At 44.9% G+C, this 13,368-nt stretch carries 12 protein-coding genes; 11 read left to right on the top strand and 1 reads right to left on the bottom strand.

The genetic code is table 11. The features are described from left to right. Window positions 1–391: 391 nt before the first annotated feature. From guaB to FC82_RS04560, 6 genes are all read left to right on the top strand, one after another. Complete coding sequence (guaB, locus tag FC82_RS04585; RefSeq protein ID WP_056996331.1) at window positions 392–1,534, top strand: IMP dehydrogenase; 1,143 nt, start codon at window positions 392–394, stop codon at window positions 1,532–1,534. A 1,049-nt stretch (window positions 1,535–2,583) separates the two neighbouring features. Further along, the gene (gene croR / locus FC82_RS04580; RefSeq protein WP_054708986.1) at window positions 2,584–3,273 is read left to right on the top strand and encodes a response regulator transcription factor CroR; all 690 of its coding nucleotides are present in this window, start codon (window positions 2,584–2,586) and stop codon (window positions 3,271–3,273) included. A gap of 104 nt (window positions 3,274–3,377) precedes the next feature. Next, the gene (locus FC82_RS04575; RefSeq protein ID WP_056996330.1) at window positions 3,378–4,559 is read left to right on the top strand and encodes a sensor histidine kinase; all 1,182 of its coding nucleotides are present in this window, start codon (window positions 3,378–3,380) and stop codon (window positions 4,557–4,559) included. Continuing rightward, a complete protein-coding gene (locus FC82_RS04570; protein ID WP_063285723.1) occupies window positions 4,549–5,883 on the top strand; it encodes a D-alanyl-D-alanine carboxypeptidase family protein in 1,335 nt (444 codons plus the stop codon). The genes FC82_RS04575 and FC82_RS04570 overlap by 11 nt, the downstream gene beginning before the upstream one ends. A 343-nt stretch (window positions 5,884–6,226) precedes the next feature. Then, on the top strand, window positions 6,227–6,988 hold the full coding sequence (locus tag FC82_RS04565) for an AzlC family ABC transporter permease (RefSeq protein WP_235809172.1): 762 nt from the start codon (window positions 6,227–6,229) through the stop codon (window positions 6,986–6,988). 14 nt (window positions 6,989–7,002) lie between these two features. Continuing rightward, the gene (locus tag FC82_RS04560) at window positions 7,003–7,347 is read left to right on the top strand and encodes an AzlD domain-containing protein (protein ID WP_056996329.1); all 345 of its coding nucleotides are present in this window, start codon (window positions 7,003–7,005) and stop codon (window positions 7,345–7,347) included. A 388-nt stretch (window positions 7,348–7,735) separates the two neighbouring features. On the opposite strand, the gene FC82_RS04555 is transcribed toward FC82_RS04560, so the two are convergent. Then, window positions 7,736–8,917, bottom strand: a complete 1,182-nt coding sequence (locus FC82_RS04555; protein WP_054762675.1) for an SAM-dependent methyltransferase — start codon at window positions 8,915–8,917, stop codon at window positions 7,736–7,738. Between the two features lie 178 nt (window positions 8,918–9,095). Here FC82_RS04555 and FC82_RS04550 point away from each other — a divergent pair, with 178 nt between their 5' ends. The 5 genes from FC82_RS04550 (at window position 9,096) to FC82_RS04530 (ending at window position 13,174) form a co-directional block, all read left to right on the top strand. Beyond that, window positions 9,096–10,031 carry a hypothetical protein gene (locus tag FC82_RS04550; RefSeq protein WP_054762673.1) on the top strand — a complete coding sequence of 312 codons (936 nt, stop codon included), beginning with the start codon at window positions 9,096–9,098 and terminating at the stop codon, window positions 10,029–10,031. A gap of 82 nt (window positions 10,032–10,113) precedes the next feature. Continuing rightward, entirely contained in the window at window positions 10,114–11,232 is a 1,119-nt protein-coding gene (locus FC82_RS04545; RefSeq protein ID WP_054762671.1) for an AI-2E family transporter, read from the top strand. Then, on the top strand, window positions 11,229–11,816 hold the full coding sequence (locus FC82_RS04540; RefSeq protein ID WP_056996328.1) for a sugar O-acetyltransferase: 588 nt from the start codon (window positions 11,229–11,231) through the stop codon (window positions 11,814–11,816). The genes FC82_RS04545 and FC82_RS04540 overlap by 4 nt, the downstream gene beginning before the upstream one ends. A 259-nt stretch (window positions 11,817–12,075) precedes the next feature. Then, window positions 12,076–12,768, top strand: coding sequence for a 2,3-diphosphoglycerate-dependent phosphoglycerate mutase (locus FC82_RS04535; protein ID WP_054762669.1), 693 nt, complete (start codon window positions 12,076–12,078; stop codon window positions 12,766–12,768). Between the two features lie 163 nt (window positions 12,769–12,931). After that, on the top strand, window positions 12,932–13,174 hold the full coding sequence (locus FC82_RS04530) for a hypothetical protein (RefSeq protein ID WP_235809171.1): 243 nt from the start codon (window positions 12,932–12,934) through the stop codon (window positions 13,172–13,174). Window positions 13,175–13,368: the final 194 nt, after the last annotated feature.

Raw genomic sequence — 13,368 nt, 5'->3', positions numbered from 1 at the left:
GAAACAGATTTCAGTTTTGTTGCCAAGACGGGCAAAGCTTAAAATGCATTGCGAGTGAAAAGCGACTTATACCGAAATACAAAACAATAATTTCAACAAACAAAAGCACGTTGCGATTCTAACCAATTGCCAGCGTGCTTTTAGTTTGCTCAAAAAGCACCACAAATGGGTGATGACTACGCTTACATGAAACCCCGAATATTTCGTTTATAGGCGGATAAATCGTTCCAAATCTTCGGAATCATAATTTATTTACTGTTCATTTCAGGCAATGAAGGGCTAAATCACGAATAAAAAAATAACAGTTTGATGAGAAACATTGCTTTTTGTGAAAGTGCCTGTTATATTAAATGGCAATACAAAAAAATATGACAAGGGAGCGTTTATTTCAATGACTACTAATTGGGATACAAAGTTTGCAAAAGAAGGAATTACATTTGATGATGTTTTACTGATACCAGTGGAAAGTCATGTGTTGCCAAACGATGTCGATTTACGGATCCAATTAGCCGATAATTTGAAGTTGAACGTACCATTTCTCAGTGCCAGCATGGACACTGTGACCGAATCAAAAATGGGGATCGCTATGGCCAACAATGGTGGCTTAGGTGTTATCCACAAGAACATGAGCAAAGAAGCTCAAGCTGCTGAAGTTGCTAAAGTCAAGGCAGTTACCAAGGATGCTGAAGCTAACCCACGTGCCGCTGTTGACGCAAACAACCATTTGTTGGTTGCCGCAGCTGTTGGGGTTACCTCAGACACCTTCGAACGTGCTGAAGGCTTGTCAGATGCCGGTGCCGATGCAATCATCATCGATACGGCACACGGCCATTCAGCCGGAGTATTACGTAAGGTTGCTGAAATTCGTAAGACCTTCCCAGAAGCAACTTTAATTGCTGGGAACGTTGCAACCGGCGACGGTACTCGAGCATTATTTGATGCCGGCGTTGACGTTGTTAAAGTTGGTATCGGTCCTGGTTCTATCTGTACTACCCGGGTCGTTGCCGGTGTCGGTGTTCCTCAACTGACTGCCATTTACGACGCCGCTACTGCTGCACATGAGTACAACAAGCCAATCATTGCTGATGGCGGTATCAAGTACTCAGGCGACATTGTTAAGGCCTTGGCTGCTGGCGGTAACGCCGTTATGCTCGGCTCAATGCTTTCAGGGACTGATGAAGCTCCTGGTGAAGTATTCGAAGACGATGGCAAGAAGTTCAAGTCATATCGTGGCATGGGTTCAGTTGCAGCTATGGAACATGGCTCAGCTGACCGTTACTTCCAAGGTGGCGTGAGTGAAGCCAACAAATTGGTGCCAGAAGGTATTGAAGCCCGCGTTGAATACAAGGGTTCTGTCGATGACATCATCTTCCAAATGATTGGCGGCTTACGTTCAGGCATGGGTTACACCGGTGCCGCAAACGTTGCTTCACTGATCAAGAAGGCTCAATTTGTCCGCATCTCAAACGCTGGCCTGATTGAATCTCATCCACATGATGTTCAATTGACTAAGGCGGCACCTAACTACAAGTAAGCGTGTGGGTCAGTCGCTTTAAGGGTTGAACGTAAGCAACTTTGTTACGAAAAAATAAATAACAAATCTCGAATAAAAAGATTAAAATAAGAACTGACGAATCCAAAGTCAGTTCTTATTTTTTTAGTTAAGTTTAAGCCTGACGGTGCAAACTATGGTATGGAATTGCTGACATGACTGGATTAGTTGTGATTGCGATACTTATGACTGACGCATTGAGTGCATCGAATAGATAAGAATTATCTTTTTTGATGATTTAGTTTTGGGCGTTACAAGTCACGTTGCGGATGCACTTAGACCCTGATGATTAATCGTTGGGATTAGAAATCTTATTTCGCACCTTTCGTTATGCTGTGACGTAGTTTAAGATAGGTTGGGTGATGAGAGGGGAGATTTTGGTTCTGCCTCTTAAATTTTTGAGGTCGCTGGTGATGTCCACGGTACGCAGAGTGTTTCTGAGACAGCGTTGCTTTGGCGACTTGGTTTTGGGGTCATAGCTGAAATGACTGCTTTTCACGCTTTGTTTGAAGGCTTGGTAGAATTGGAAATCTATATTTACCGTGCCGAAACGTGCTCCAGGAAGCTGGAGGCTAATGTGTAAGGACAACTGACCGGAAATCCAAGTTCGGGATTTCCAGTCAGTTGCCCTTACACGCCGCCCCCAAACCGCTTCCTTCCGCACTCTGTTTCTTAATTTTACACTAGTAAAAGGCCCGATTTACATGGGACTTTGTTCTTACCGTGCCGAAACGTGCTCCGGCAGGCAGAGAGCTCCCGCGTAAGCAACTTCCGGTCTGAAATCCAAAACCGGGATTTCAAACCGAAAGTTACTTACGCTCCGCTCTCTAACCGTCTGCCTCCGCACTCTGTTTCTTAAGAAACCCTAAACCAGTTTACACTCATCATAAGTTACGTAATAAATTGCTGAATGATTATTCGACTTTTGTTAATATAGATATAAGCGATCGTGTTTTGTGATTTTTGAAGTCACGATGCTTTCCCGGTAGTAATCGATCGAATTCTATGAATAAGGGAGTATTAAATTAATTATGAAAATTTTAGTTGTTGATGATGATAAAGAAATCGCGCAATTATTAGAGATTTACATTAAAAATGAAGGTTATGAACCAGTGACTGCTTACAATGGTAAGGAGGCACTGACTAAACTACACACCACACCAGACATTGGTTTGATGATTCTGGATATTATGATGCCCGAAATGAACGGAATTGAAGTTATCAAGGAAGTACGGAAAGATTCCGAACTGCCGATTTTGATTCTGTCTGCTAAGACTGATGATATGGATAAGATTCAGGGATTGATCAGTGGCGGTGATGACTATGTCACGAAACCATTTAACCCGCTAGAAGTTATGGCGCGGGTCAAGTCACTGCTGCGACGGTCACAGGATCACGTCACAGAAAGCCAGCCGGATGTGTTAGACATCGGTTCACTGACCATTAACAAGGACTCCCACGAAGTTAAAACGATTGCAGGCAGTCCAATAAATTTGACTGCATTAGAATTTGGCATTTTATATCTGCTGGCAAGCCATCCAAACCGGGTCTTTTCAGCTGACGAAATTTTTGAACGGGTTTGGCGCCAGGAATCAATTGTTTCTGCAAAAACGGTCATGGTGCACGTGTCTCATTTGAGAGATAAAATTGAAGATGCAACTGGCGGCGAAAAAGTAATTCAGACCGTTTGGGGTGTCGGTTACAAGATTGAGACCCACTAGACAAGGTTGGGTGAATAAACTCAGTTTCCAGGCGCTGTTTGGAAACTGATTTTAGTATCAGCATGCCTTTGGCGGGGGAAAAAGATTAAGGTTGGAGGATAGCCGTGAAACTCACCACACGAGAAAAAAGTGCCCTCATCATGGAGGCGTTTGTAACGATTGTCATTTTACTGTTAGTGAACCTATCAGTTATCGTGATTTTAAATGACATGATTCAAACCAATCCAGGGTTACAGGACGGGATATTTATTATTAAACGGTCCATGGTCATCGGTCCGAACCATTACCAGCTGTGGAGCTGGGAGAATATTTTTATTGGCCTGATGATTGCAGCGGACGCGGGTGTCGTTTATTGGCGACTGATTCGGCGGTATCATCAAATGCAGTTGCGCCACATTATTGACGAACTGCACTACATCGCGAACGGTCACTTTGACCACCGGATCCCGTTTACGTTAAAGGGGGACACGCAGCGTGTGGTAACGTCGGTGAATGCGCTGGTTGATTCGGTTATTTCATCGATTGAGGATGAACGGCGAATCGAAAAATCCAAGGATGAGCTGATCACGAATGTCAGTCATGACCTGAGAACGCCTTTAACGTCCATTATTGGCTATCTTGGCTTGATTGAGGACCACCAGTACCATTCGGAAGATGACATCCTTAAATACACCCATACGGCGTTTAGCAAGGCGAAACAGATGAAGTCGCTGGTGGAGGATCTTTTTGAGTACACCAAAATGCGCCAAACAGACACGCCGATGAACATTTCGAAAATTGACATCAATCAAATGCTGGAACAATTAGCCGCTAGTTTTGAGCTTGAAGCAGAAGATAAGGGCATCAAAGTCTCAGTAGACATCGATGACAAGCCCTTACAGATCGAAGCCGATGCTGAAAAATTGGGTCGGGTGTTCAATAATTTGATTACTAACGCGTTGAAGTACGGTGACGGCGGCCACAATATTATTTTGCGGTCAAAGCCGGTGAGTGAGCGGGAAATTCAGGTGAGCGTTGAAAACGATGGCTCGCCGATTCCGGAAGCGTCACTCAAGCAGGTGTTTGAACGGTTTTACCGGGTTGAAGGATCGCGTTCCAAAGCAACGGGGGGAACAGGTTTAGGGCTGGCAATCGCCCAAAGTATTGTCGACCGGCACGGCGGTTATATCTACGTGACGTCTGATAATGAAATGACGCGTTTTATCATTCACTTACCAGTCAAGAACGGCGAGAAGATCGAACATGTCCAACCAAAGATATCACCGGAGGAAAATCGTGAAGAATAAAGAGATTCAAATGAGAACTGTCGCTTCGATGGGGCTCATTTTAAGTGTTTTAGCATTGTTTTTGGCATTTTACACGAGCGGTGTGACCGCCCAGGCTTCAACGGTTTCATCGGCGTCTTCGTCGTTGAACCTAAACGTTAAGTCGGCCATCGCAATTGACGCGACGACTGGTCAGGTTCTCTATGAAAAAAATGATAAAAAGGCTTTGCCGATTGCATCCATGACAAAATTATTGGCCATCTATATTGTTTTACAGGAAATTCATGAAGGTAAGCTGTCGTGGAATCAAAAGGTACACGTTAATAAGGCGACAGCGAAACTCAGTGAAAATTCTGAGCTGACCAACGTGCCGCTGACGACAAGTGAGACGTACACTGTCAAGGAACTTTACCAAGCCTCACTGATTTATTCAGCCAACGCAGCGGTGGTTGCGTTAGGAAATGAAATTTCCGGTAGTCCGCACGCCTTCATGACGAAGATGCGGCAAACTGCAAAGAAGCTTGGGCTAAACAGCGCCAAGCTGATTACTGCGTCTGGAATCACGAACGGACAGGCTGGTTCAATGGGGTATTCATCATTGCCAAGCAAGGATGAAAACACCATGTCAGCTAGCGACGTGGCTAAACTGGCACAAGATTTGTTAAAGAAATACCCGCAAATTTTAAAAACAACCTCAACGGCCACTGCGACCTTCGACGAGGGAGGCGCCAGTGAGACAACGATGACTAGTTGGGATCTTATGCTGAAGGGTTTGTCGCAATATACGTCAAGCTTGCCAGTGGACGGGTTGAAGACCGGGTCATCAACAGCAGCTGGTGCCAACTTTACTGGTACGGTTAAGAAGAACGGTCACCGAATCATTACTGTCGTCATGCATGCTTCCTACAAGAGCAGTACTGATCCATCGCGGTTCGTTCAAACAAAGAAACTCATGCACTGGGTCTACGCCACTTACAAACCAGTCACCTTAAAGAAGGGTGCCCAGTTTGCACAGAGTGACACTGTCAGCGTTCCATACGGGAAACAGAAGACAACGACGGTTGCTGTTGGTAAGAACACCACCGTTTGGTTGACTAAGAACCAGAGTACAGCGCGTTTGAAGGGTAAAGCAGCCTTGAAGTCTTCGGTTAAAGAGAAGAACGGGTTGAAGGCGCCGCTTAAGGCTGGTACGCAAGTCGGGACCCTGAATTTGAAAACTGATGGGCAGACTTTCAGTTTCTTGAATGGTGGGACAACATTAAATGTCCCAATTAAGATCAATCACAGTCTACAACGGGCAAATTGGTTCGTTCGGACTTGGCGCGACATTGTTGGCATTTTTTAAAGCAAAAAGTTAATTAAAATGAATATCTGAACTAAAATGGATGCTTCCATTACATTGTTCGTGAACTGAAATATCAATTTAAAATTACCTATGAGACACAACTAAATTCTAATGTTTTCCTTGTGAAATCAACGTAGGAAAACATAATGAAACATGGTAGAATAGTCTTGCATTGTGTGATTATGGTGTATATTTTGTTTGATTTTGGTAAAAGAAAAGTTGCGCAGTCGTGTGTGTTGCGGCGCGTGACGATTTTAAACATTTCAGTTGTGTCGAACGCTTTGTGATGGAGGCATTCTTTTTGACTAAACAATTGCCAAACCCAGACGAGCCCAGGTGGCGGATGACGTTACGGACGTCCATGCCATTGAACCTAAGCTATATCCCAATCGGCTTGGCTTGTGGGGTGCTGTTGCACGCCGCTGGTTTTAATACGTTACTAACGGGGCTTGTTTCAATATTGGTTTTTTCCGGTGGTGCCCAATTTATGATCGCGTCAATGTTAACGATCAACGCGCCGCTGCTTTCAATTGTCTTAATGCTGTTCTTCTTGGAACTGCGTTATGCGTTACTTGGATCCAGTTTATCCCGGTACCTCAAGGGGCAGTCGGAACGGTTTCTACTGTTTTTTGCCGTATCATTAAACGATGAAAACTATGCGGTCAACTACTTGAAATTTGCTACTGATAAAAAGTGGACACCGCAAGATGCCATACAGGTAGAACATTACTCACTGCTATTCTGGGCAGTCAGCAACGTCATTGGCAGCCTGATCGGCAGTGCCTTAAAGATTGATCTTAACGTGGTCCAATTTGCGTTAACTGCACTGTTTATCTACATGGTTGTGATGCAAATCAAGGAACGCCTCACAATTGTTATCGCAATTTTGGCCGGTGTTTTGGCCGTGGTTTTCCTGACATTGACCAAGAGTACCATCGGCTTGGTCATCTCAACGTTGTTAACTTCTTTTATTGGCTTTCTTATCGAACATTATCTTTTGGAAAAACATCCCAAGAGCCACTGGCTATACAAGCTGCGGCATCATGAGCTGACTACGGAAGATGAAGATGATGAGACTGTTGATGAATCGGGTCAGAATAGCTAGATGAGGTAAACGGAATGAATTCTGTGAATACGTGGACTACCACACAACATTTTTGGCTGATTATTTTAGGCTTCTTTGTGGCCTTTGCACCACGATATCTGCCAATAAAGATTTTTACAAAGCGAAAAATTCCCGAATGGTTCAACGAGTGGATGCGTTTCGTACCCGTTTCGTTGTTTACGGCACTGGTAGTGAAGGATGTCTTCATTTCCAGTTCTTACCAGTTTGAGGTGATGCCGCACATTGCCGAAATCGTTGCTGGGATTCTCGTTTTAGTCATTGCGTACGTGACACGCTCCATGGCAATCTCCGTAGTTGCCGGGTTAGTCAGCGTGTTTCTGTTATCAATGATCATTTGAACCACCAATTTAATAGATGATCCTAACCTGAAGCTTCTGATCATTTGATCGGGGCTTTTTATTTTGGCCGCCTTTAACATGATTGGCAAAGGCGATTGGATACGGTGCATGACGTCATTTTGCTCACCATCGTAATCTCGGCAGCCACCTAATTGACAGTCTGGCAAAACAAGTTGTGGCACTACTGGGTTCTACCTTGAGTATAGCCGGTCAATGTAACGATTTTATGGCGGTTATGTAAAGGCTGTGTAAAGGTTACCCGGTAGGTGCGTTAAAAATAGGGCGACTCGTCAGGTGAACCAATTGTGGTCACAACGCAACGTTGCCTATGGATTTTCGGTAAAAAAAGGACGCTCAAAAAAGAGCGTCCATTAAAAAACAAATCTTATTAATGCTGCGTATTATATATATAGTCCCGAGTCATCGGCAATGTTTTTGCTGAGGGACCCTTTGACAGCAGGTATTGAATGACATCAATATTGCCGGATGCAAAGGAAGCTGCACTGGCTTGCAGGTAGAGGTCCCACATCCGGGTAAATCGTTCGTCCATAAGGTCAGTGATCTCAGCACGTTTGGCGTTAAAGTTCTCATCCCAAGTTTCAGTTGTTTTCTGGTAGTGGCGACGCAGGGGTTCCATATCGGCAATTTGCAGACCAGCGTCCAAAATATGTTGCATATTTTCAGTGATGCCGGGAACGTAACCGCCCGGGAAAATCCATTTGTTGAGCCAACCGTTATTGGCGCCTTTGCCCTGACGCGTGATGCCGTGGATCAGTGCCACGCCATCGTCTTTCATGTACTTGGCGACGTCGTTGAAGTAGGTGCCGAGGTTTTCTGCACCGACGTGCTCAAACATCCCAACAGAGGTGACGTAATCCCACTGTTGGTTGCCCAGTTCGCGATAATCAACTAGTTTGACTTCAGCAATAGCTTCGAGGCCTTCATTTTTGATACGATTTTGCACGAAGTCGTACTGTTCCTGGCTCAGCGTAACGCCGGTGACCTTCAGTCCGTATTCCTTGGCAGCAGTCAGCATCAAGGTGCCCCAACCGCAACCGATATCTAGTAGGGAACGTCCTGGTTTTGAATCCAGCTTGTTGATGATGTGGTGCACTTTATTGATTTGGGCGGTGGTCAGGTCGTCATCATCGTGCTCGAAATAGGCACAGGAATACGTCATGGTATCATCCAGCCAAAGGTTGTAAAAATCGTTACCCAAGTCGTAATGACTTTGAACATCTTCCTTGCTTTCTTTTTCATCATGTTTTTGTTTCGGTAGGAAATTGATGAATTTTGAGTTGTGGAAGAAACTATCAGCGCTCTCGTACGCGGCTATCAGCAGATCTTCGATACTGCCGTCGATTTCAATTTTCTTGTCCATATAGCCTTCCCCTAAGGCAATGGATGCGTTGCGCGTGATTTCCTTAATTGGAATCGGTTCATTGAACGTGATATGGATTTTCGGCTCCCCTTCGCCGTATGTTTCAGTCTTTCCGTCCCAGTATGTAACCGTGATGGGGATGTTAAACGAACGGCTCAGAAATGTTTTGTAGAATGTCTTTTCAAGCATGGTCTTCAATCCCTTTCTCATTTGAATATTAGTGCACTATATACGGTTCCGATTATACGCTTATGTGTCAAATCGTTACCTGAAATTTACCGAAAATTTACATGGCAGGGGCTTTCATCATTTGTCATCATGGTATAATAAACATAAATATGTTTGGATTAGATGTGGAGGGAATCTCTTGAAAAAGTGGGTATGGGCTGTAGCGACAGTCATAATAATCATCATTGCTGGTGGCTTGGCGTACACCAGTCACCACAATGTACAGGCGCAGTACGACAGCGCCATGAACAGCGGCAAGTTAGCCGTGCAAGATAAACGGTATACGGCAGCCGAAACGAGTTTTCAGGCAGCGTTACGTCATAAGGACAGTGACAAGACTGCCCAGGCTTACCTGTCACAGGCTCAAAATTACGTGACCGGTAATGCAGCGATGAATGATGGTAATTTTTCAACGGCCAAGAGTGCCTTTACGAAGGTGCAGAATGCTAAGAACGGGTACACCATTTTAACGAAGCGGGCCAAGACGTCACTGAAACGCTTGAAGCCGATTCGCTTGCGGGCAGAAATGTATACCCAAATTTACGAACAAGCTGTGATTCAGTATCAAGCCCAGACTTACACAGAATCGAATGCCACGTTGGATCGCATTTTGACGGACAAAGATGCAAAACAGTCTTATTACCAGGATACATATAATAAGGCAGTTGAACTGCGCTCAGCAAACAACAAGGCCATTAAAAACGGTGGCGACGGGACGCCAGCTTCTGACTCCAGTTCGGTTGCCGCAACGACTAGCGACAGTTCATCATCCACGACGGCAACAACGGACAGTTCTTCGGCAACATCCAGCAGCAGTGTATCGGGATTGACTAAGGCTGAAAGTGAAGCTGCCAAGAATTATAAGGGAACGAACGAATACACTGTTAAGAAATCACAGACTGAAATTAACGGCAAAACAATTACCAGCGCTCAAATTTCTGCGGCACGCAAAACGTTGAAGAATGCCGGTGTTCAGGAAAGCAGTTTCTCTGATCAGGATATTCGGACCGGTCTGATTGCTGCCAACAAGGCGGGCATTTCTTATAAGTCATACGTTAACAAAAATTACAAATAACACTGAAAAAGTAGTTTCCGTGGGCACCACCCGGTGCTCGTGGAAACTACTTTTAACTAAGAACTAAGTTGGGGTGACCTGAGTGGGGATTTATCATCGATTTGTTGAAAATGTAACACTGCGGCGGTGGACCGTTTTAGGCTTTATTATCGTTATTTTGTGGCTGGTTCGGTCGCAAATGAGCAAGATTCTGTTAACGTTCATCTTCACGTTTTTAGTCCTGCGCCTGATTCACTTTGTCCAACGCCACGTACGGATACCATCACGGATTATTGTGATTACCGTTTACGTGCTGATTATTCTGGCATTGTATTTTGCCATCACGATTTACCTGCCGAAGGTTGCAACGCAGGTCGTGGCTACCGTACAATCCATCTACAAGTTTTATCAGAGCTCCTCAAGCGACACTAACGCGACGATGCGGTGGGTGGCGGATTGGGTTGGAAAATCGAACATTATGCCGCAGGTTAAAAGCGGCATCAAAATTTTGATGGATTACCTGACAAGTATCGGGTCCTTTGGGGTGACCTTTGTTCTTTCATTGATTTTAAGTTTCTTCTTCACCATCGAAGAAAAGCCGATGAAGTCGTTTTCTAAACTTTTTCTGAGCAGCGATTACGGTTGGTTTTTCCAAGATGTGTACTACTTTGCACACAAGTTCTCCGACACGTTTGGCGTGGTCTTGGAAGCGCAATTTATTATCGCTATCTGCAATACAGTTGTGACGACGATTGGATTAGCCTTCATGCACATGCCGCAGTTGCTCGTCTTAGCCATCATGATCTTTATTCTAAGTCTGGTGCCAGTCGCGGGGGTCATCATCTCGGCAATTCCGCTGAGTTTGATTGGCTACTCGGTAGGCGGTATACGAGATGTCGTTTACATTCTTATTCTTCTGGTCATCGTGCACACGTTGGAAGCCTACGTACTGAATCCTAAGCTGATGTCCAGCAAAACCGAGTTGCCGATTTTCTATACCTTTGTTGTTCTGCTGGCAGGTGAAGCCATTTGGGGAACATGGGGGCTGATTGTGGCCGTGCCGGTGTTTACCTTCTTTCTGGATATTCTGGGCGTCAAACGGGCTCACGGGCTGCACGTGCCGCCAGCGCAATTTCAACAGCTTAAGGAACAACAGCTCAAACGGTTTAAAAACCGGGATTGGCACCACACCAAGTCCGGTGATTCTGGGGACGACAAATGACATTTAAAGATATGATGATGGGCAATAGTCCCTATGTCTCACAGTATCAAGACGCACCTAACGACATGCGCCAACGCGCCGACCATTTGTGCTGGCAGCTCAATCAAATGGACCCAAACGTGCAGGAAGCCCGGCAAAAAATTTTGATGCAACTCTTTGAGACCAGCGAAAATTTGCCGTTTGTGGCGGCCAATTTTCATTGCGATTATGGGTTTAATATTCACTTTCATGGGATGGCGCTGCTCAACGATAATGTGACGATTCTTGATTCATCGCCAGTGCATATCGGCGCCAACGCGTTTATTGCTCCGGGTGTCGTCATTGCCTGTGCGGGTCATGCGGTGCTGCCTGAGCAACGGGTGGCGGGTATCGGCAACAGCGCGCCCATCACCCTTAAGGACAACGTTTGGGTCGGCGCAAACAGTGTCATCACTGCGGGTACCACAATTGGAGCAGGCAGCATCATCGGCGCTGGAAGCGTGGTTACCCATGATATTCCAGCGGGCGTCATTGCGGTTGGCAGTCCGGCAAAGGTCGTGCGAGAAATTACTGAGGCGGACCGGGTGGCATTGACGCAATTTTGATTTTGGCGGGCTTTGCATAATTGTATCTTCTGCGTTTGATTGTCGAATTATTGCGAAGATGAACAACGGACAAAACAGGGACGCCAGCCATTCGCAGTGATTGCAATATTTCACAATGAATTAAATAATTAAATTGGAACCTACCAGCTCAATAATTGGACCCGTTTTCAATTAGTGAAAGACCGATTATGTGCTGTAATTCATTCTGTTTTGGTGTAAAATAGCAAGGTAATTAAAAGAAGAAAGAGGTTATTGACTAATGGCAAAATTAGTACTGATCCGTCACGGTCAAAGTGAATGGAACTTATCTAACCAGTTTACTGGTTGGGTCGATGTTGATCTTAGTGACGAAGGTGTTAAGCAAGCAATCAATGCTGGTAAGCTCATCAAGGAAGCCGGCATTGAATTCGACCAGGCCTACACTTCCGTTTTGACGCGTGCCATCAAGACATTGCATTATGCTTTGGAATACTCAGACCAACTCTGGATTCCAGAAACCAAGACTTGGCGTTTGAACGAACGTCACTACGGCGCTTTGCAAGGCCAAAACAAGGCTGAAGCCGCAGAGAAGTTCGGTGACGAACAAGTCCACATCTGGCGTCGTTCATACGACGTGTTGCCACCACTTTTGAGTGCTGACGACGAAGGTTCAGCTGCTAACGACCGTCGTTACGCTAACTTGGACCCACACATCGTTCCTGGTGGTGAAAACTTGAAGGTCACTCTCGAACGGGTTATGCCTTTCTGGGAAGACGAAATTGCACCTCAATTGCTTGATGGTAAGAACGTTATCATCGCCGCTCACGGTAACTCATTGCGTGCCCTGAGCAAGTACATTGAAGGTATCAGCGATGACGATATCATCAACCTCGAAATGAAGACTGGTCAACCAGTTGTTTATGATTTCGACGCAAAATTAAATGTAACTAACAAAACTAAGTTAGGGGACTAATTTATTTAGTGCCTGCTTGGCAAAGTCGGCCTGTATGGGTCGACTTTTTATTGTGTCAAGAGTGTGGTAAAACGGACAATAGCGACAATATCGTTGCTATTTGGCCACTAGTTACCAGAATCAAACAATCAATTAAACCTTAGAAAATGGAGTATCAACAACCTTGAATAATGAATCAGAAGTATCACAACGCGAAATGTTAAAGATCATCAGTGTTTTCCGTAAGAACGGCTTTAAGGGCGAATACGAAACCTTTGAACGGTCCAAAGAGGCCGAGGGAGAGTATTTTGTGGTCGTTACTGATGAGAAATCGGGGATCAAAGGGTTGTTTAAAGCCAACGTCTTGGACGGCTCAGTTGCCTTCCAGTACGTTTTGGATGAGAAACATTCAGTCGCAAATAGTTAACAATAACTGAAGCGTTTATTGATTGAATACCGCTGAAGTTCGCCAGTCAACGTCTTCAACGGTATTTTTTTGCGGTCAATTCCGTTTAGCCGGTGAATTGATTGCACCATAAATAATTAAGGGTTTTAAATTTAAAACCCCCGGATTTAAAATCTAAGTGCAACAAGTTCAAATTATACAAATAGGCCATGGAG

Source organism: Secundilactobacillus collinoides DSM 20515 = JCM 1123 (genome assembly GCF_001435975.1).
In the GTDB taxonomy this organism is placed as follows: Bacteria; Bacillota; Bacilli; order Lactobacillales; family Lactobacillaceae; genus Secundilactobacillus; species Secundilactobacillus collinoides.
This window is presented reverse-complemented; position numbering and strand designations above follow the sequence as displayed.

Bases quoted from the DNA above. Each gene is read 5' to 3' on its own strand.
- guaB (WP_056996331.1), top strand. From the start codon at position 392: ATGACTACTAATTGGGATACAAAGTTTGCAAAAGAAGGAATTACATTT.
- croR (WP_054708986.1), top strand. From the start codon at position 2,584: ATGAAAATTTTAGTTGTTGATGATGATAAAGAAATCGCGCAATTATTA.
- FC82_RS04565 (WP_235809172.1), top strand. From the start codon at position 6,227: ATGACGTTACGGACGTCCATGCCATTGAACCTAAGCTATATCCCAATC.
- FC82_RS04560 (WP_056996329.1), top strand. From the start codon at position 7,003: ATGAATTCTGTGAATACGTGGACTACCACACAACATTTTTGGCTGATT.
- FC82_RS04555 (WP_054762675.1), bottom strand. From the start codon at position 8,917: ATGCTTGAAAAGACATTCTACAAAACATTTCTGAGCCGTTCGTTTAAC.
- FC82_RS04540 (WP_056996328.1), top strand. From the start codon at position 11,229: ATGACATTTAAAGATATGATGATGGGCAATAGTCCCTATGTCTCACAG.
- FC82_RS04535 (WP_054762669.1), top strand. From the start codon at position 12,076: ATGGCAAAATTAGTACTGATCCGTCACGGTCAAAGTGAATGGAACTTA.